15 protein-coding genes are annotated in these 18,255 nt (G+C 62.6%); 7 read left to right on the top strand and 8 right to left on the bottom strand.

Annotated elements, in window-relative coordinates; translation table 11 throughout:
• Window positions 1–106 precede the first annotated feature (106 nt).
• The 3 genes from rnd (at window position 107) to CO671_RS13885 (ending at window position 3,856) form a co-directional block, all read left to right on the top strand.
• On the top strand, window positions 107–1,252 hold the full coding sequence (gene rnd / locus CO671_RS13895; RefSeq protein WP_097606413.1) for a ribonuclease D: 1,146 nt from the start codon (window positions 107–109) through the stop codon (window positions 1,250–1,252).
• A gap of 77 nt (window positions 1,253–1,329) precedes the next feature.
• Window positions 1,330–2,391 (top strand): adenylate/guanylate cyclase domain-containing protein, encoded by a 1,062-nt coding sequence (locus CO671_RS13890; protein WP_097606412.1) that lies wholly within the window; start codon window positions 1,330–1,332, stop codon window positions 2,389–2,391.
• Window positions 2,392–2,497: 106 nt separating this feature from the next.
• The gene (locus CO671_RS13885) at window positions 2,498–3,856 is read left to right on the top strand and encodes an esterase-like activity of phytase family protein (protein WP_097606411.1); all 1,359 of its coding nucleotides are present in this window, start codon (window positions 2,498–2,500) and stop codon (window positions 3,854–3,856) included.
• 315 nt (window positions 3,857–4,171) lie between these two features.
• On the opposite strand, the gene ppx is transcribed toward CO671_RS13885, so the two are convergent.
• From ppx to CO671_RS13865, 4 genes are all read right to left on the bottom strand, one after another.
• Window positions 4,172–5,692: an exopolyphosphatase gene (gene ppx, locus CO671_RS13880; RefSeq protein WP_010035474.1), complete on the bottom strand. Its 1,521-nt coding sequence runs from the start codon at window positions 5,690–5,692 to the stop codon at window positions 4,172–4,174.
• Window positions 5,693–5,704: 12 nt separating this feature from the next.
• On the bottom strand, window positions 5,705–7,909 hold the full coding sequence (locus CO671_RS13875) for an RNA degradosome polyphosphate kinase (protein WP_097606410.1): 2,205 nt from the start codon (window positions 7,907–7,909) through the stop codon (window positions 5,705–5,707).
• Between the two features lie 64 nt (window positions 7,910–7,973).
• Window positions 7,974–8,687 carry a DnaA regulatory inactivator HdaA gene (hdaA, locus tag CO671_RS13870; protein WP_010035472.1) on the bottom strand — a complete coding sequence of 238 codons (714 nt, stop codon included), beginning with the start codon at window positions 8,685–8,687 and terminating at the stop codon, window positions 7,974–7,976.
• Entirely contained in the window at window positions 8,680–9,804 is a 1,125-nt protein-coding gene (locus tag CO671_RS13865) for an AI-2E family transporter (RefSeq protein ID WP_097606409.1), read from the bottom strand. The genes hdaA and CO671_RS13865 overlap by 8 nt, the downstream gene beginning before the upstream one ends.
• Window positions 9,805–10,048: 244 nt before the next feature.
• On the opposite strand from CO671_RS13865, the gene purM reads away from it, so the two are divergent.
• Entirely contained in the window at window positions 10,049–11,122 is a 1,074-nt protein-coding gene (purM, locus tag CO671_RS13860) for a phosphoribosylformylglycinamidine cyclo-ligase (RefSeq protein WP_097606408.1), read from the top strand.
• On the top strand, window positions 11,119–11,790 hold the full coding sequence (gene purN / locus CO671_RS13855; protein ID WP_010029875.1) for a phosphoribosylglycinamide formyltransferase: 672 nt from the start codon (window positions 11,119–11,121) through the stop codon (window positions 11,788–11,790). Before purM ends, purN begins: the two co-directional genes overlap by 4 nt.
• Here purN and CO671_RS13850 read toward each other — a convergent pair.
• From CO671_RS13850 to CO671_RS13840, 3 genes are all read right to left on the bottom strand, one after another.
• Window positions 11,787–12,956, bottom strand: a complete 1,170-nt coding sequence (locus CO671_RS13850) for an alpha-D-ribose 1-methylphosphonate 5-triphosphate diphosphatase (protein ID WP_097606407.1) — start codon at window positions 12,954–12,956, stop codon at window positions 11,787–11,789. The two genes, purN and CO671_RS13850, sit on opposite strands and share 4 nt — an antisense overlap.
• A gap of 146 nt (window positions 12,957–13,102) precedes the next feature.
• Window positions 13,103–13,693, bottom strand: a complete 591-nt coding sequence (locus tag CO671_RS13845; protein WP_097606406.1) for an NUDIX domain-containing protein — start codon at window positions 13,691–13,693, stop codon at window positions 13,103–13,105.
• A complete protein-coding gene (locus tag CO671_RS13840; protein ID WP_097606405.1) occupies window positions 13,690–15,894 on the bottom strand; it encodes a molybdopterin oxidoreductase family protein in 2,205 nt (734 codons plus the stop codon). The genes CO671_RS13845 and CO671_RS13840 overlap by 4 nt, the downstream gene beginning before the upstream one ends.
• Window positions 15,895–15,910: 16 nt before the next feature.
• Here CO671_RS13840 and CO671_RS13835 point away from each other — a divergent pair, with 16 nt between their 5' ends.
• Together CO671_RS13835 and CO671_RS13830 are read left to right on the top strand one after the other, a co-directional pair.
• The gene (locus tag CO671_RS13835) at window positions 15,911–16,780 is read left to right on the top strand and encodes a 23S rRNA (adenine(2030)-N(6))-methyltransferase RlmJ (RefSeq protein WP_010035005.1); all 870 of its coding nucleotides are present in this window, start codon (window positions 15,911–15,913) and stop codon (window positions 16,778–16,780) included.
• A 58-nt stretch (window positions 16,781–16,838) separates the two neighbouring features.
• Window positions 16,839–17,435 carry a glutathione S-transferase family protein gene (locus CO671_RS13830; protein WP_097606404.1) on the top strand — a complete coding sequence of 199 codons (597 nt, stop codon included), beginning with the start codon at window positions 16,839–16,841 and terminating at the stop codon, window positions 17,433–17,435.
• 86 nt (window positions 17,436–17,521) lie between these two features.
• Here CO671_RS13830 and CO671_RS13825 read toward each other — a convergent pair whose 3' ends face one another.
• Window positions 17,522–18,157, bottom strand: coding sequence for an outer membrane protein (locus CO671_RS13825; RefSeq protein WP_010034999.1), 636 nt, complete (start codon window positions 18,155–18,157; stop codon window positions 17,522–17,524).
• Window positions 18,158–18,255: the final 98 nt, after the last annotated feature.

The following is an 18,255-nucleotide window of genomic DNA, read 5'->3' as shown; positions in this document are numbered from 1 at the left end:
CGTGATTCTTCGTCAGCAGTGCGCGAAGCTTATGCTGTTGTATTGACATATCGAAGCGAAAGGAGAAGGAAGGTTCAACCGACCTTTTCCTTGCGAATGAATTGATATGATCGAAACCACCGCCGATTTGGCGGCCGCCTGCAAAGAGCTGGCCAAGTCCGACTTCATTACCATCGACACCGAATTCCTGCGTGAGACGACCTTCTGGCCGGAGCTCTGCCTGATCCAGATGGCCAGCCCGACATTGGAGGTTCTCGTCGATCCGCTGGCCAAGGGCATCGACCTCGCCCCCTTCTTCGAGCTGATGGCCGACACCAAGGTGCTGAAGGTCTTTCACGCGGCGCGCCAGGACATCGAAATCATTTTCAATCGCGGCAATCTCATTCCGCATCCGATCTTCGACACGCAGGTTGCTGCCATGGTCTGCGGTTTCGGCGACAGCGTCTCCTACGATCAGCTGGTCAGCCGCATCAAGAGCGTCCATATCGACAAGTCGTCGCGCTTCACCGACTGGAGTCGCCGGCCGCTCTCCGACAAGCAGCTGGAATATGCGCTGGCCGACGTTACGCATCTGCGCGACGTCTATCTGTCGCTGAAGGCCGAACTCGATCGCGAAGGCCGTACGTCCTGGCTCTCCGAGGAAATGGATATTCTCGAGGCGCGCGAAACCTACGACATGCATCCCGACGATGCCTGGCAGCGGCTGAAGATGCGTCTGCGCAAACCGCAGGAGCTGGCGATCCTGAAATATGTCGCCGCCTGGCGCGAGCGCGAGGCGCGGGCACGCAACGTGCCGCGTTCGCGCGTATTGAAGGACGATGCTATCTATGAGATCGCCCAGCAGCAGCCCAAGGACGCCGAAGCGCTCGGCCGCTTGCGCACCATTCCGAAAGGCTGGGAGCGCTCCGCCTCCGGCACGGCCGTCGTCGAAGCCGTCAATGCGGCACTCGCTCTTCCGAAGGCAGATATGCCGCATGTGCCGCGGCAGACGCAGGCGCCGGAGGGCGCAGCTGCCGCCGTCGAGCTGTTGAAGGTGCTGTTGAAGCTGATCTCGGAAAAACACGGCGTCGCGCCGAAGGTGATCGCCAACAGCGAGGATCTCGACAAGATCGCCGCTGATGGCGAGAAGGCCGACGTCGCTGCCCTGCACGGCTGGCGGCGCGATCTTTTCGGCGAGCCGGCGCTGCAGCTGATCCAGGGCCAGATCGGACTGCGATTTGCCGGCCGGAAGGTTGAAACCGTCGCGCTCTAACACCAAATCGAATTCGCTTGACGCTGTTTTCCCAGCTGAAACAATGGCCGGGCAAAACTGCGAAGCGAAGGGGCTGCATGCGGGAAATATCTCCGACGCAGAATTGGATCCTGATCGTCCTCGTCCTGGCGGCGAGCGGCGTCGTCTATGATTCGATGTTCTACTCCGATCAGACGCCGGTCATCGGGGCGATCTTCGCGCTGTTCATCGGCATGCCGATCATCGCCTTCGAGCGCAAGGTGCTGTTCCGCGGGCTCTACCGGCGCATCCAGAAGCTGCCGACCTTCGCCTTCATCATCACCGAACTGGTGATCTACGAAATCCTGATGAGCATCGGTTTTGCCTGCGCCGGCCTGCTGCTTCGCTCGCTCGGCGCGCTGAAGCCGTCGTCGCTCCTCGAGCTCGTCATCATGCCGTTCGACGTCTTCCTCTATGCGCTTGCCGTCTGCTCGGCGCTGATCTTCATCCTGCGCGTGCGGGAGCTGCTCGGCCGCGAAGTATTCATCAGCATGCTCATCAGCCGCTATCGCAATCCGGTCAAGGAAGAGCGTGTCTTCCTGTTCATCGATCTCGTCGATTCGACGGCTTTTGCCGAAAAGCATGGCGACCTCCGGGCGCAGCAGCTGCTGAGCTCGCTGTTTGCGACCTTCGCCGAGCCGGTCCGGCGCCACAAGGGCATGATCAACGACTATGTCGGCGATGCGGCGATCATTACCTGGCCGCTTGCCCGCGGCGTCAAGGATGCGCGCTGCGTGCGCTGCATCTTCGATATCATCGCCGATATCGAAGCCAATGCCGCCGGCTGGCGGAAAAATTACGGACAGGTGCCGAAGCTTCGCGCCGCTATTCACGGCGGCGAGATCATCACGGCGGAAGTCGGCGTCGACCACCACAAGATCAGCTATTTCGGCGACACGGTGAATACGACCGCCCGGTTGGAGACGCTCTGCCGCAGCCTGAACCGGCAGGTGCTGATCTCCGCGGAGCTTGCCCGGCGCATGACCTTTCCCGACGACATTTCCTGCGACGATCTCGGCATCCATGCCGTCAAGGGACGCGGCCAGGCGCTCGGCGTCATGGCACTTTCCTCGCGGGCGGTGACCGTGCTCAACACCCCCGCGGTCGTTCTGCACGGCTGAGCAACGCTCTTATCACCCCGTCACCAAAGCTTCACCCAACCGTCAATTCACTGACACGGAAGCCCTGCTAAGCGGAAGCCATTCGCATCCGTTCCATGGGGATATTATGAAGAACGTCCTTTTTGCTTCCGTATCGCTTTTCATTCTGATTGCCGGCCCCGTTTCGGCCGATCAGCAGCAATTCCCGGCCAAGCTCGCCGGCCAGGCGATCCTGCCTGCCAACACCATGGTTGCGGCTCCGGCCGACGCCCCCGACTTCCTCAAGCATTCCGGCAAGTTCACGACGCCGGACCGCAAGCGCACCGAAGCGCTCGGCACCGTTCCCGGCAAGGACGGCGCACGTGTGACCGACCTGAAGCTTCCGTTCGACGGTCAGCCGATCCAGGGTTTCTCGGGCATCAAGACGATGGCCGACGGCACCTTCTGGACGCTCTCCGACAACGGCTTCGGCTCCAAGGCCAATTCTTCCGACTCCATGCTGTTCCTGCATGAGATGAAGTTCGACTGGGCCGCCAACAAGGCTGAAGTGGTCAAGAACCTCTTCCTCTCTGACCCGAACAAGATCGCTCCGTTCCCGATCGTGCTCGAAGGCACCGACACGCGCTACCTCACCGGCACCGACTTCGACATCGAATCGATCCAGCCGGTTGCCGATGGTTTCTGGCTCGGCGACGAGTTCGGCCCCTATATCCTGAAATTCGACACTGCGGGCCGTCTGACCGATGTCATTGCGACCACGCTCGACGGCAAGCCGGTGCTGTCGCCCGACAATCCGCTGATCCAGCTGCCGGGCAATCCGGCCGCGAAGATGCCGGTCTTCAATCTGAAGCGCTCCGGCGGCTTCGAAGGCCTTGCCATGTCGAAGGACGGCGCCAAGCTCTACGGCCTGCTCGAAGGCGCCATTTACAAGGATGACGGCCAGTTGGAAACGGCCGACGGCCACACCGCCATCCGCATCATCGAATTCGACGTCGCCGCCAAGAAGTGGACCGGCCGCAGTTGGCTCTATCCGTTCGAGGACAAGGGCGTGTCGATTGGCGACTTCAACATGCTCGACGATGCGACCGCCCTCGTCATCGAGCGCGACAGCGGCGCCGGCACTTCCGACAAGGCCTGTGCCGATCCGAAGCAGCCGAAGCCGGATTGCTTCGAAGCGCCGGCCGTGCTGAAGCGCGTCTACAAGATCGAGTTCAACGACGCCAATGCCGGCAAGGCCGTCCGCAAGATCGGCTATATCGACCTCTTGAACATCCAGGACCCCGACAACAAGAAGAAGGCCGGAGCCAAGGACGGCGTCTACGACATGCCGTTCGTGACGATCGAGAACGTCGATCGCGTCGACGCCACCCACATCATCATCGGCAACGACAACAACCTGCCCTTCTCGGCCGGCCGCGCCCTCGACAAGGCCGACAATAACGAGTTCAGCCTGCTCGAGGTCGGCGAGTTTTTGAACGCGAAGTAAGTTGGGTTTGATGTGAGATGGAGGGGCGGTGCGTGAGCGCCGCCTTTTTCTATTCTTGTGACCAGCACGGTGAGGGAGCAGCCACGTCGTACGTTCCCTCAGGCTTCCGACGCGTGAAAGAGGTATTCGGCGCCGCCACACACCTCTTCTCCCCAGCGGGGAGAAGGTGCCGGCAGGCGGTTGAGGGGGTGAGCGGCAAAGCCGCGAATGCGTTGAGCGTAAGCGAAAGGCAATGATTGGTGTGCCGTGTGGCCCCTCATCCGACCCTTCGGGCCACCTTCTCCCCGCTGGGGAGAAGAGGGAGCAAGCACCACCCTACTCGAACCGAAACGCCAGCCGCTTATTCGTCAGCCGCGACAACTGCTGCAGGCGGCCGTCCAGGCGTTCGCCGGCGAAATCGCGGTATTCGGAGGGAACGACGAATTCGAGGTCGAAGTCCGGGGTCGATGATTTGCGGAAGGTCAGGTTCTTGACGATGCCCGGCATCGAGGCCGAGAAGAGGTAGACGACGCGGAGCATGCCGCCGAGCAGCTTGGCGCGCTCGATGAAGGGCGGCGTGGCGATCTGCGCCAGCGGGCCGGTGGCGCCGTCGTCGTGCAGACCCTCGAAACGGTAATAATTGGTCAGTGCGATGAAGGCGCGGCCGGGATGGCTGATGCCGACGAAGGAAGAGTGGGCGATGACGTTCAGCGCCTGCAGGCCGCGATAGTCGGGGTGGGCGCGCCAGCTGATATCGGCGAGCAGACAGGCGGCCTGGCGATAGCGGCTTTCCTCTTCGGTTTCCTGGACGTCGAAGAAGGGCATCATCCGACCGGTCCATTCCGCCAGTTCGCGGGCATGCTCGGGCGAACGGGCACGCAGGATCGCCAATTCACCGGCGGCGGCCAGAAGCGGATCGAGGCGGCGCTCGGGCTCGGACAGCAGCGAGTAGAGATAGCCCTCGCGCACGCCCTGTGCCGAGAAGGAAATCATCGACGGCCTCATCGCGCTCAGCACTTCCTTCATGGCGACGGCGCCGAAGGGCAGCAGCGAACGGCGGTGCTTAGACACGGCTTGCAGAGCTGGCTCGCGTGAATCGCGCGCGGTCACCACCTGTTCGAGGAACAGCATCATCGCCTCGAGCGAGACCTCATACCCCTGCATCATGTGCAACGGATAATGGGTGATCTCCATGTGCAGCTTAGCGATGTTTCGCCAGGTGCCGCCGACGGCGTAGAAGGTGCGCCCCTCGCCTTTCGACAACAGCTTTGCCGTCTTCACCTGCTTCCGGGCGAAGGCTCTGGCCTTGGAAAGCGAGCCGCCGGCATATTCCGACAGGCGCAGGCCGCCGAGCGGCAGCGTGATGCCCTTGCCGACTTCCTTGCCCTTGATATCGATCAGCTCCAGCGAGCCTCCGCCGAGGTCGCCGGCAATGCCGTCGGGATTGAAGAAGCCGCTGATGATGCCGAGCGAGGCGAATTTCGCCTCCTCCTCGCCCGAGAGCACGCGGACCTTGCGGCCGAGGATGGTTTCCGCCTGGTGGATGAAATCGGGACCGTTGCTCGCCTCGCGGGCAGCAGCCGTCGCCAGCACATACATGGTGGCGGCGCGCGCCTGGTCGGACAGAGCCTTGAAACGGTGTAGCGCCGCCAGAGCCCGGCCGACGCTCTCTTCATCCATCTTGCCGGTGACGGCTATGCCCTTGCCGAGGCCGCAAAGGACCTTTTCGTTGAAGAGAATGGTCGGCGAGCGGGACATGCCTTCGTAGACGACGAGACGAATGGAATTCGATCCGATGTCGACAACGGAGACCGGAGCGATCCCTGGAAGGCGCCCCTGGGCTTCAGATTCAACCATTTAGGTCCAGTTTTACTTGTTGTTGCGGCCTTCGAGCAGGCCGGCGATCAGTTTCGGCGCGCTGGACTTCAGAGCTTCACCACGGCCCGACAGGCTCGGATTGGTCATGAAATACTGCTGCGCATTGAACGGTTCCTCGCCCCTGCGCACTTCCATGCGGCGCGACGTACCGTCGGGCAATATCTCGTAGCTTTGCTGATTGTCAATCACGTTGCCGAGCATAATCTGTGACAAGACCTGCTCGTGAACAGTCGGATTCGTCAGCGGAACCATGGTCTCGACGCGGCGATCGAGATTTCGCGGCATCATGTCGGCCGAACCGATGTAAACCAGCGCCTTGTCGGACGGCAGGCCGTGGCCATTGCCGAAGCAGAAGATGCGGCTGTGCTCGAGGAAGCGGCCGACGATCGACTTGACGCGGATCTTCTCTGAGAGACCGGGCACCTGCGGACGCAGGCAGCAGATGCCGCGCACGACGAGATCGATCTCCACGCCGGCATGGCTGGCGCGATAGAGCGCGTCGATGATATCAGGGTCGACGAGCGAATTCATCTTCATCCAGATCGCCGCCGGCGCGCCGTTGCGGGCATGCTGGATCTCTTCCTCGATGTGCCGCAGGATGCGCGGGCGCATCGTGTAGGGCGAAATCGCCAGCTGCATGCCCTGTTCCGGCTCGCCATAGCCGGTGATGAAGTTGAAGATGTTCGCCATGTCGTGGGCGATGACGGGATTGCAGGTGAAATAGGAGAGATCCGTATAGATCTTGGCGGTGATCGGGTGATAGTTGCCGGTCCCGAGGTGGCAATAGGTCCTGAGCTTGCCCTCCTCACGCCGGACGACCATCGACATCTTGGCGTGGGTCTTGAGCTCGATGAAGCCGAAGACGACCTGCACGCCGGCGCGTTCGAGGTCGCGCGCCCAGCGGATGTTCGCCTCTTCGTCGAAGCGGGCCTTGAGCTCGACCAGCGCCGTCACCGACTTGCCGGCCTCGGCGGCGTCGATCAGCGCACGGACGATCGGGCTGTCATTGGAGGTGCGGTAAAGCGTCTGCTTTATCGCCAGGACGTCAGGATCGCGCGCAGCCTGGAGAAGAAACTGGACGACCACGTCGAAAGATTCGTAGGGGTGATGGACGACCATGTCCTTTTCACGGATGGCGGCGAAGCAGTCGCCGGCATGTTCGCGGACGCGCTCGGGAAATCGCGCATTGTAGGGAAGAAACCTGAGGTCGTCGCGCGGCGCTTTGGCGATCTCCGACAGCGTGTTCAGCGCCAGAAGACCCGGCAGAACGGCGACGCGGTTATCGGGGATGCTGAGCGCCTGGACGACGAACTGGCGCAGCGAAGCCGGCATTTCCGAGTCGGTCTCGATGCGGATGACCTTGCCGCGGCGCCGCCGCTTCAGCGCCGTTTCGAAGAAGCGGACGAGATCCTCGGCCTCTTCCTCGACTTCGATATCGCTGTCGCGGATGACGCGGAAGGTACCGGAGCCCTGCACCTCGTAACCCGGGTAGAGCCGGTGGATGAAGATGTTGGCGACATCTTCGAGCGTGATGTAGCGGATCGTATTCGCATCATCCGGCAGCCGGACGAAGCGGTCGAGCGCCGGCGGCAGGCGCAGGAGCGCCGTCATCGGCTCGCGGCCGTTCTTGCTGACGAGCTGCAGGCCGATCGAGAAGCCGAGATTGGGAATGAACGGGAATGGATGGGCCGGGTCGATCGACAGCGGCGTCAGCACCGGGAAAATCGCCTGTTCGAATTCGGCGGCCAGCCACTGGCGGTCGGCATCGCTGAGCGCGCCGGGGCGCACGATCAGGATGTCTTCCTTGGCGAGATATTGCTGCAGCACGGCGAGCGAGGCCTGCTGCTCCATCTGCAGATGGTCGATCTCCTGCAGGATCGAGTCGAGCTGCTCGGCCGGGGTCTTGCCGTCAGGGCTGCGGATGGCGATATTCTGGCGCACCTGGCCTTCGAGACCGGCGACGCGCACCATGAAGAACTCGTCGAGGTTGGCGGCCGAGATCGACAGGAAGCGGACGCGCTCGAGCAACGGATGCTCGGTGTTCAGCGTCTCTTCGAGGACGCGACGATTGAATTGCAGCCAGGAGAATTCGCGGTTGATGAAGCGCTCGGGGCTGGTCAGCAGCTCTTCCAGCGCGGGCGTGTTGTCGTTGATCTCCGGAGTGAGTTCCTGATGTTCTGCGACTGCGCTATCCATGGTCCGCTACCCCGTTTTCAATCGCGACGGCAATTATATCAGTTTCACGACGGAACTGTGACAGTCAATCGGCCGGTTCCGAATTTCCCAATTCATTCAATACCTCGGCAGCAAGAGACCGGGTGATCTTCGTGCCCCGGGACAGGGCCAGCCGGTCGAGCCTTTCGACGATCGTCTGGGCCGCGTTCAGCGACCGCTCCATGCGGTTGACGATATAGAGCACGAGTTTGTCATCTATATAAAGCTGCCGGTCGGCGAAGAGCTTGACGATCACCTGCGACAGCAGTCCTTCGTCGGGTTCGCCGATCTCGACGACCGTCGCAGCCTTCAGGCGCGAGCGCAGATCGGGCAGCGAAACCGGCCAGGAGATCGGCCAGAGGCGACTGGTCATCAACAGACTGGTGCCATGTTCGCGAACGCTGTTGATGACGTGGAAGAGCGCATTGTCGTCGAAGCCGAGGCGGTCGGCATCCTCGAACAGCACCGGGCCGGCGGCGGCGGCGACGGCGGCGTCCGAGCCGAGCTCGGGGTGAATGCTGACGGCGCCGCTCAATTCCCGCCAGATGCGGGCGAGATGCGATTTCCCAGAACCGACCGGACCGGCAAGCACGACGACCGGGGACGGCCATGCCGGCCAGGCATCGACGATCGACACGGCGGCGGCCAGACGCTCCGAGATCAGGAGATCGTCGCGGCCGCTGGCGGCATCGTGCGAAAAAACCAGCGGCAGCTGCTCTCCGGCTTTGCGCTTCGGATCAGCGTTCTTGACGTCATTCATTGGGAACTGATTTCGTCTTCTGAGCGCGGTCACTCGGCGACCCGCCAAAATAAAGATCGCTCTGAAGGTAGCGCGAAAGCGCGAAGCGAACAAGGACGCCGACGGCCGCGGCGGCCGGCACCGCGACCAGAAGCCCGACGAAACCGAAGAGCGCGCCGAAGGCAAACAGCGCAAACATCAGCCAGACCGGATGCAGGCCGACGCTGGAGCCGACGAGCTTCGGCTGCAGAATGTTGCCTTCCAGGAACTGGCCACTGAAGAAGACGGCAAGCACCAGCCCGATCCAGGGATAATCCGGCCAGAACTGCACGAGGGCCACGCCGACGGACAGAACGAGGCCGACCAGCGAGCCGACATAGGGAATGAAACTGATCATGCCGGCAAAGAGGCCGATCAGCAGGCCGAAATTCAGGCCGACGAGGGAGAGCCCGGCGGCATAATAGATGCCGAGGATGAGGCAGAGCGAGCCCTGGCCGCGAATGAAGCCGGCGATCGCCTGATCGATCTCCTTGGCGATCTGACGGACATCGGCGACGTAATCGCGCGGAATCCACTGATCGACCTTGGAGATCATGCGGTCCCAGTCGAGCAGGATGTAGAAGGCGACAACGGGGGTGACGACGAGCAGCGATATGACATCGACGATCGCCTTGCCGGAATTCCAGATCTGCCCGAACAGCCCCGTCAAAAAGCCCATACCTTCGGAAAGAATGCCGGAGAAATTATCCTTGATCGTGCCGGCCTGACTCCTGACCCATTCCGGCAGCAGCGAGTTTTTCGAGGTGTCGATGAACTGCTGCAGCTGGCTGATATAGCCCGGCAGCCGCTCGGCGAAATCGTTGAACTGGCTGACGAGCACGGGAATGAGGATCATCAGCGCCAGCGTGAAGGTGATCACGAAGGCGATCAGGATGACGATCGTCGCCATCATGCGGCTCAGGCCAAGCCGCTGCAGCCTGTCTGCCACCGGATCGAGGAAATAGGCGATCGCCATACCGGCGATGAAAGGCAGCAGGATCGAGCTGAAGACATAGAGAAAGACGATGAAGAGGACGAGCACGGCCAGCCAGAAGAAGATCTGGCGCTTCAGACTGTTGCCGCTGATATGCTGTGGCATCGCTTCCCCACTGATCGCTCGCCGCTAAACGCCCGCGTCTTCTCCGACCCGGTCATTCAGCACATAGGATGCAGGCGCAAAGATGGTCAACCCTGTCGCGGCAATTCCGGAAAATGCCGGCTGAAGACGCGGGAAATTGGGGGCTTTTCCCATGCAGCGCTTGCATAAACGCCCCTGTCATGCAATTGCGACCGGCAGATGACGCGGCGCGTCCGCCGCCTGAAAACAGCCATCGGAGACCAGCATGAGCCAGTCTGGGAAAAACGGCCTGACCTACAGCGATGCGGGCGTCGACATCGATGCCGGCAACCTCCTCGTCGAGAAGATCAAGCCGGCGGTGCGCTCGACGCGGCGTCCGGGCGCCGACGGCGAGATCGGCGGCTTCGGCGGGCTCTTCGACCTCAAGGCCGCGGGCTTTACCGATCCGGTTCTCGTCGCCGCCAATGACGGCGTCGGCACCAAGCTGAAGATCGCCATCGATGCGGACTATCATGACACCGTCGGCATCGACCTCGTCGCCATGTGCGTCAACGATCTCGTGGTCCAGGGTGCCGAGCCGCTGTTCTTCCTCGATTATTTCGCCACCGGCAAGCTCGACCCCGCCCAGGGTGCCGCGATCGTCGGCGGCATTGCCGCCGGCTGCCGCGAGGCCGGCTGCGCGCTGATCGGCGGCGAGACCGCCGAAATGCCCGGCATGTATTCCTCCGGCGATTACGATCTTGCCGGCTTTGCCGTCGGCGCTGCCGAACGCGGCAAGCTGCTTCCCTCCGGCGACATTGCCGAGGGCGACGTGATCCTCGGCCTCGCCTCCTCCGGCGTCCATTCCAACGGCTTCTCGCTGGTGCGCAAGATCGTTTCGCTTTCCGGCCTCGGCTGGGATGCACCGGCGCCGTTCGCCGAAGGCAAGAAGCTCGGTGAAGCGCTGCTGGAGCCGACCCGCATCTATGTGAAGCCGCTGCTGAAGGCGATCCGCGAGACGGGTGCGCTGAAGGCGCTCGCCCATATTACCGGCGGTGGCTTCCCTGAGAATATTCCGCGCGTGCTGCCGAAGCATCTGGCGGCCGAGATCGACCTTGCGGCCGTCAAGGTACCGCCGGTCTTCTCGTGGCTCGCCAGGACGGGCGGCGTCGAAGCCAAGGAAATGCTGCGCACCTTCAACTGCGGCATCGGCATGATCGTCGTCGTCGCCGAAGAGAATGTCGCCGCCGTATCTAAGGCGCTTGAAGCCGAAGGCGAAAAGGTCGTTACGCTCGGCCGCATGATCGCCCGCGCCGAAGGCGCTGCCGGCACGGTCTACAAGGGTACGCTTGCCATATGAGCACGCCGCGCAAACGCGTCGTCGTCTTCATATCGGGTGGCGGCTCTAACATGATGGCGCTGGTGGCGGCCGCCAAGGCCGGCGATTATCCAGCCGAGATCGTCGGCGTGATATCAGACAAGGCGGAGGCCGGCGGGCTTGCCAAGGCAGCGGCCGAGGGCATCGCCACCTTTGCCTTCCCCCGCAAGGACTATGCCAGCAAGGATGCGCACGAGGCGGCGATCTTTTCGGCGCTCGACGAACTTTCACCCGACATCCTCTGCCTGGCCGGCTACATGCGACTGCTGACGCCGACCTTCATCCAGCGCTACGAAGGCCGGATGCTCAACATCCACCCTTCCCTGCTGCCGCTCTTCCCGGGCCTACACACCCATCAGCGCGCCATCGACGCCGGCATGCGGATTGCCGGCTGCACGGTGCATTTCGTCACCGAGGGCATGGACGAAGGGCCGGTGATCGGCCAAGCGGCAGTGCCCATCCTTTCCGGCGACACGGCAGAAAGCCTTGCCGCACGCGTGCTCACCGTCGAACACCAGATCTATCCGCAGGCGCTGCGGCTCTTTGCCGAAGGCCGCGTGACGATGGAAAGCGGCAAAGCCATCGGCGCCGAGGCTTCGGCGGCTGCCCCTAAGTCCCATCTCATCTCGCTGATCGGCGACCGCGCTTAGGCCGCCAGCGCCCGCAACGGATGCAGCGTACCGTCGCTATAGACGAAGCGGCCGGCGCGGAAGGTGGCGCGGATGCGGTTGATGTCACCGGGTTCGACCGCGACCAGATCGGCGCGCTGGCCGAGGGCGATCTCGCCGCGGTCCAGGAGGCCGGCGGAGCGGGCGGCGTTGCCGGTCGCCATGGCGACGGCGGCCGGCAGGCGGCCTTCCACCATATCGGCGAGCTTGAAGATGCCGGGCACGAAGGCGGCCGGGTGATAATCGGCGGCGATGACGCTGAGCAGGCCCGCCCTTGCGGCATCGAGGGCGCTGAGGTTGCCCGACATCGACTGGCCGCGCAGCGCGTTCGGTGCGCCCATCAGCGTCCAGAGGCCGCGGCGGCGCGCCTCTTCGGCCGCGGGTGCGGTGACCGGAAACTCACTGATGGTGACGCCGAGGTCGTGCATTTCGGCGACCTTCTCGATGCTGTCGTCGTCATGCGAGGCGAGCGACAGCTTGTGCTTCAGCGACAGCGCGACAATCTCTCTCAGCTTAGCCTCGATGTCGGGATTATTGCGCATGGCGATGCGCTTGGCGACGATCTCGGCGGCCATTTCCTCGGAGATGGCGCGGCGCTCGGAAATGCTGAGGATATAGCTTTGCAGGTTGTTGTACTGGCCCTGGCCGGGCGTGTGGTCGGTGAGCGACACCATGTCGATCTGGTCGGCATTCAGCAGGCGCTCGAGCGCCGGCGCGGCGCCGACATTGGTGATTTCGTAGCGGGCATGGACGCGGTGGTCGATCAACAGATTGTCGCGCAGGCGGTTGATGCCCTCGATTACCGCCGACGTCGTCTCCAGCGAGCGGACATGGCCGTAGACGCTTTCGGTGGCGAAGGAGACGGCGGCAAAGGCGGTGGTGACACCGGCGGCGGCAAGCTTCTTGTCGAGCTCGTGGATGCCGAAATCGATCGGCATGGTCGCGTTCGGCCGCGGCGCGATCTCGCGCTCGATCATGTCGCCGTGCAGATCGACGAATCCCGGCATCAGCAGCCGTCCGCCGCCGTCGATGGCGGCGCCGGCGACCGGCTCCGGCCGGATCTCGGCGATGACGCCATCCTCAACACGCACGGAACCTTCGCTCACCACCTGGTCGGGGAGAACGAGGGTGAAATTGCTGAGCCACATGGGCTTTCTCCTGACCGCATCCGATGATCGACAAAGCGCAGCGGATAGAACCGCTTCGTGACAAACGTATGAATTCTCAAGCGCTGGCAGCTCCATGCGAGAGCCGCCATGGGTGCAATCGGCGCGTCGCCCGAGACGCCCGACCGTTATCCGATCCTATTCCTGTTCAACGCCGCCCATTGCAGCAGCATGATCGTCTTGGCGTCGAAAATCTCGCCGGCCTCGATCATTCGGGCAGCATCGTCTAGCGGGATTTCCAGGACCTCGATATCCTCGTGCTCCTCCTCCAGGCCGCCGCCTTCGGCGATGCGGTCTTCGGTGTCGATGAGGGCTGTGAAGAAGTGGACGACTTCGGTGATGGCGCCCGGCGACATATAACATTTGAACAGAAAGCGCGCCTCGCGCAGGCGATAGCCAGTCTCCTCCATCGCCTCGCGGCGGATCGCCGCTTCGGGATGGTCGTCGTCGAGCAAGCCGGCCGGCACCTCGATCATCCAGGCGGGATCGCCGTTCAGATGAACGGCGAGGCGGAACTGGCGGACGAGAACGACGAGGTCGCGTTTGGGATCATAAAGCAGGATGCAGGCGGCGGGCGTGCGGTGGTAGACCTCCCGCTTCAACTGCTGGGTCGCGCCCTTGCGATCGATGTAATCGAGCAGATAGCTGCTCAACCGCGTCCAGCCATTCGACAGCGTTTGCTCGCTGACGATCTTCATGCGTGATTTCGGCTGCATCATGCTGTGTCCCTGCGAAGCCAGACCTTGTTGTCGTGTATGGCCGCTCCGCCATAGGGCGCAACGGGGTCGGCGCCGGTCAGAACGTTGATGCCCTCGCCGTCGACATGCGCCTTGTTCGGCCAGAGGCCCTCGGCGATCAGCACGCCCGGCTTGACCTCGGTGGTGATGCGGGCATGGATGCGAAGATCGCCGCGGCCGTTGCCAATCCGGACAAGATCGCCATGCGCGATGCCATTGGCCTCGGCATCAACAGGATTGATCATGACCTCGGGGCGGCCTTCCTTCTGGCGCGACGTCTTGGTTTCGGAAAAGCTCGAATTGAGGAAGTTGCGGGCGGGCGACGTGGCCAGACGGAAGGGATGCTCGGGATCGGCGACTTCGATGACATCGACCTGATCGGGGAAGACAGGCAACTCCCCATGCGGCCCGAGCGCGCCGATCGCCGCCGGCGGCTTATTCGGCGCCGGCTGGTTGATCCAGTCCGGCCGGAAGTGGAACTTGCCGTCAGGATGAGCAAAACCGTTGAGGAAATGCGCCTCCTCGAAAGCCGGCTGGCGATCGAACCATTTGTGTTCGAGGAAGTGATCGTAATCCGGCAGATCGCTCGATTTCAGGATGCGGTCGACCATTTCGCGGGCGGTGAAGCCGAAGCCGGGGCGATCGGCAACGCCGAGGCGCTTTGCCAGTTCCTCGATGACGAAGAGATTCGTGCGCACGGTTGGCGGCGGCTCGACCAGCTTCGGCCCGAGCAGGATATGGTTCTGGCCGCCGGCCCGATAGATATCGTCATGCTCGACGAACATCGTCGCGGGAATGACGATATCGGCGATCTCGGCCGTTTCGGTCATGAACTGCTCATGCACGGCGACGAACAGGTCGTCGCGGGCAAAACCGCGCCTGACGAGACGCTGCTCGGGGGCGATGTTGGCCGGGTTGGTGTTCTGGATCAGCATCGCCGTCACCGGGCCGCGATGGCGCAGCGCCACCGGATCACCGGTCAGCACCCGGCCGATCTGCGACTGATCGAGCATGCGGATATCGGCATCCTTCATCGACCGGCCGGTCAGTTCCGCATTGTTCATGCGGAAGATATCGCTGTTGGAATGGAAGGCGCCGCCGCCCTCATATTGCCAGGAGCCGAGCACGGTGGCGACCGAGGCGGCCGCATGCATCGCGACCGCGCCATTGCGCTGGCGGGTGAAGCCATAGCCCAGGCGGAAAAAGGTCTTCTTCGTCGTGCCGACGAGGCGGGCGAAGGCTTCGATCTCCTCGACGGAAAGGCCGGTGATCTCGGCCGCCCATTGCGGCGTCCTGGATTTCAGATGCGCTTCGAGACCCTCGGGATCATCGGCATATCTCGCCATATAATCCCGGTCGGCATAGCCGTCGCGGAAGGCGATGTGCATGACGGCGCAGGCCAGTGCCGCATCGGTGCCGGGCCTGACGATCAAGGCCATGTCGGCCTGCTTCATCGTCGGATTGTCGTAAATGTCGATGACGACGATCTTGGCTCCGCGCTCCTTGCGCGCCTTGATGGCGTGGGTCATCACGTTGACCTGGGTCGAAACCGCATTGGTGCCCCAGATGACGACGCAATCGGTGCGGCCCATCTCGCGCGGGTCGGGGCCGCGCAGCACGCCAGTCGCCATGGTGAAGCCGGTCCAGGCCGGATTGGTGCAGATCGAGGAGAAGAAGCCGGAATAGCGCTTGGCGTGGCGCAGACGCTCGATCGAATCGCGCTGCACCCAACCCATGGTGCCGGCGTAAAAATAGGGCCAGATCGCCTCGCTGCCGTCCCGTGCCTCGGCCTTGACGAAGGCTTCAGCGATCTCATCCAGCGCCTCGTCCCAGGAAATCTGCTGCCACTGCCCTGCCCCCTTGGCACCGCTGCGGCGCAAGGGATGCATCAGCCGGTCGGGATGGTAGAGACGTTCGGCATAACGGGCGACCTTGGCGCAGATGACGCCCGCGGTGTAGGAATGATCATTGGCGCCGCGCACGCGGCCGATGCGGCCGTCCTCAGATAGTTCGACCTCCAGCGCGCAGGTGGAGGGACAGTCGTGCGGACAGGCCGTGTGGCCGACCTTGTTGCCGAGCTTCTGGGATTTGGCGTCGATGGGGGTCGCAATGTTCATGGCATTTGTATATTCCAAGGCTTGAATGGCCAAAAGCCAGAAAAACTCCCCATGACGCGAATTCATACGGACATCAGCGAAAATGAACTACCGCCACATCTACCACGCGGGCAATTTTGCCGATGTGCTGAAACATGCCGTGCTGGCGCGGCTGATCCGCTACATGCAGAAGAAGGATGGCGGCTTTCGCGTGCTCGACACGCATGCCGGCATCGGGCTCTACGACCTTTCCTCCGAGGAGGCGCAGAAAACCGGCGAATGGCTCGAGGGCATCGGCAAGCTGATGGAGGCCGACCTCGGACCGCAGGTGTCCGAGCTGCTGGAACCCTACCTCTCGGCAATTCGCGACCTCAATCCCGAGGGCGGCATCCGCTTTTATCCGGGATCACCGAAACTGGCGCGCATGCTGTTCCGGCCGCAGGACCGGCTGTCGGCGATGGAGCTGCATCCCGAGGACTATGCCCGCTTGCATCGGCTGTTCGAAGGCGATCACCATGCCCGCATCACCGAGCTCGACGGCTGGTTGGCGCTCGGTGCGCATCTGCCGCCGAAAGAAAAGCGCGGCATCGTGCTCGTCGATCCGCCCTTCGAGGAAGAGGACGAATACCAGCGTCTGGCCAAGGGGCTGGAGAGGGCCTATCGGCGCTTTCCCGGCGGCACCTACTGCCTGTGGTATCCGCTGAAGAAGGGCGCCCCGATCAAGGAATTCCACGAGACGCTGCAGGCGCTCGACATTCCGAAAATGCTCTGCGCCGAACTGATCGTCCGCAGCGATCGCGGCATGACAGGACTGACGGGCTCCGGCCTCGTCATCGTCAATCCGCCTTTCACGCTGAAGGACGAGCTGCATCAGCTGCTGCCGGCGCTGAAAGACCATCTGGCGCAGGACCGTTTCGCCTCGCACCGCGCCTTCTGGCTGCGCGGCGAGAACAAGGCGGTGAAGGACGATTGACCCCTTAACCCGCTTCGGGAATAGTCCGCCGCAGTGTCACAATCTCGTCAGGTATCTCATGAAGCTCCTTTGGTCGCCGCCCTCCCCCTATTCCAGCAAGGTGCGGATGGCCGCGCATTTCCTGGACCTCGAGTTGAACGCCATCCGAGTCGACACCAATACGGCGCCGGCGATCCTGGTGGAGAATAATCCGCTCGGCAAGATCCCGACGCTGCTGAGCGATGACGGCGCCTCGGTCTTCGACAGCGTGGCGATCATGCACTATTTCGACCGGCTGGCGAAGGGCAAGCTCTATCCCTCCAAGAAGGGCAAACGCACGGATGCCGACGTCCTCGAATCGCTCTGCGACGGCATCTGCGATTGCCTGTTGGCGATCATGTACGAGCGGCGTTTTCGCGATGAGGAAAAGATCCACCAGCCCTGGATCGACCGGCAATGGAAGAAGGTGACGAGCGGGCTTGCGCATCTGAGCGCCAACCCGCCGAAATTGGGCAAGAAACTCAACGGCGGGCATTTCGCCTTGGCCGCCACGCTCGGTTATCTCGATCTGCGCTTCAGGGGCCAGTGGGAAGCCGATCATGCGCCGCTGATCGACTGGTTGCGGCAGTTCGAAAAGAAATTCCCCGCCTATCAGGAACTCAAGACCAGCGCATAACCGGGACAGAGCGTTGAAACATCAACGGACAGCAAAAAGCCGGGCGATTTGCCCGGCTTTTCCATGTTTGAATTATTCCGTTCGGCTTAGAACTTGACGCCGATACCGAGCTTGACGCTGTTCTCGTCGTAACCGCGCGAGAAGCTCCCGGAGTCGAGGTCGTAGTCCTTGCTCTGGTAATCGGTGTAGCGATATTCCAGGCGCGTCGTGATGTTGTTGGTCACGAAGGCTTCGACGCCGGCGCCGACCGTATAGCCGTAAGCCGTCTTGCTTTCGTCCGAGGTGTCGTCGGAGACCTTGATGTTGCCGAGGGCAAGACCGGCCGTACCGTAGAGCAGGAAGGGGTTCATGTCGTAGCCGACGCGGCCACGGACGGAGCCGTTCCAGCCATACTTGTTCTTGACGCCGCCCGAGGAAACGTCGTCGCCGCTGTAGCCGAGGTCGGATTCAACGCCGTAAACGATCTGGCCCTGCTGCCAGTTGTAGCCGGTGAAGACCTGGCCGCCGAAACCGTAGGTGTGACGGTCGGAACCGAAGTCACCCATGTTGTAGGTGCCGGCGCCGCCGAGGTAGAAGCCCTCCCAGTTGCCGGCCGGCTTGACCGGGGCGTCCTGGGCGATCGGTGCTTCCGGAACCTGATCGACGGCATCGGCCGCCTGAGCTGCCGAGACGCCCGCGATTGCAAAAGCAGAGGCCATGAGGCCAGCAATGAGTACACGCATACTTTTCTCCTTTCAGTCCCGCGCCGCTTTTCATCTGTCTATCAGCGAAGCATTGGCGGGGAAATTGCCAGATGTCCCTTCCGGATCGAGACTGAAAT

It is taken from the genome of Rhizobium sp. M10, assembly GCF_002531955.1.
Lineage (GTDB): Bacteria > Pseudomonadota > Alphaproteobacteria > Rhizobiales > Rhizobiaceae > Rhizobium > Rhizobium etli_C.
This window is presented reverse-complemented; position numbering and strand designations above follow the sequence as displayed.

Excerpts from the sequence above, each read along its gene's own strand:
- rnd (WP_097606413.1), top strand. The coding sequence starts at position 107 with ATGATCGAAACCACCGCCGATTTGGCGGCCGCCTGCAAAGAGCTGGCC.
- CO671_RS13890 (WP_097606412.1), top strand. The coding sequence starts at position 1,330 with ATGCGGGAAATATCTCCGACGCAGAATTGGATCCTGATCGTCCTCGTC.
- CO671_RS13885 (WP_097606411.1), top strand. The coding sequence starts at position 2,498 with ATGAAGAACGTCCTTTTTGCTTCCGTATCGCTTTTCATTCTGATTGCC.
- ppx (WP_010035474.1), bottom strand. The coding sequence starts at position 5,692 with ATGGTTGAATCTGAAGCCCAGGGGCGCCTTCCAGGGATCGCTCCGGTC.
- CO671_RS13875 (WP_097606410.1), bottom strand. The coding sequence starts at position 7,909 with ATGGATAGCGCAGTCGCAGAACATCAGGAACTCACTCCGGAGATCAAC.
- hdaA (WP_010035472.1), bottom strand. The coding sequence starts at position 8,687 with ATGAATGACGTCAAGAACGCTGATCCGAAGCGCAAAGCCGGAGAGCAG.
- CO671_RS13865 (WP_097606409.1), bottom strand. The coding sequence starts at position 9,804 with ATGCCACAGCATATCAGCGGCAACAGTCTGAAGCGCCAGATCTTCTTC.
- purM (WP_097606408.1), top strand. The coding sequence starts at position 10,049 with ATGAGCCAGTCTGGGAAAAACGGCCTGACCTACAGCGATGCGGGCGTC.
- purN (WP_010029875.1), top strand. The coding sequence starts at position 11,119 with ATGAGCACGCCGCGCAAACGCGTCGTCGTCTTCATATCGGGTGGCGGC.
- CO671_RS13850 (WP_097606407.1), bottom strand. The coding sequence starts at position 12,956 with ATGTGGCTCAGCAATTTCACCCTCGTTCTCCCCGACCAGGTGGTGAGC.
- CO671_RS13845 (WP_097606406.1), bottom strand. The coding sequence starts at position 13,693 with ATGATGCAGCCGAAATCACGCATGAAGATCGTCAGCGAGCAAACGCTG.
- CO671_RS13840 (WP_097606405.1), bottom strand. The coding sequence starts at position 15,894 with ATGAATTCGCGTCATGGGGAGTTTTTCTGGCTTTTGGCCATTCAAGCC.
- CO671_RS13835 (WP_010035005.1), top strand. The coding sequence starts at position 15,911 with ATGAACTACCGCCACATCTACCACGCGGGCAATTTTGCCGATGTGCTG.
- CO671_RS13830 (WP_097606404.1), top strand. The coding sequence starts at position 16,839 with ATGAAGCTCCTTTGGTCGCCGCCCTCCCCCTATTCCAGCAAGGTGCGG.
- CO671_RS13825 (WP_010034999.1), bottom strand. The coding sequence starts at position 18,157 with ATGCGTGTACTCATTGCTGGCCTCATGGCCTCTGCTTTTGCAATCGCG.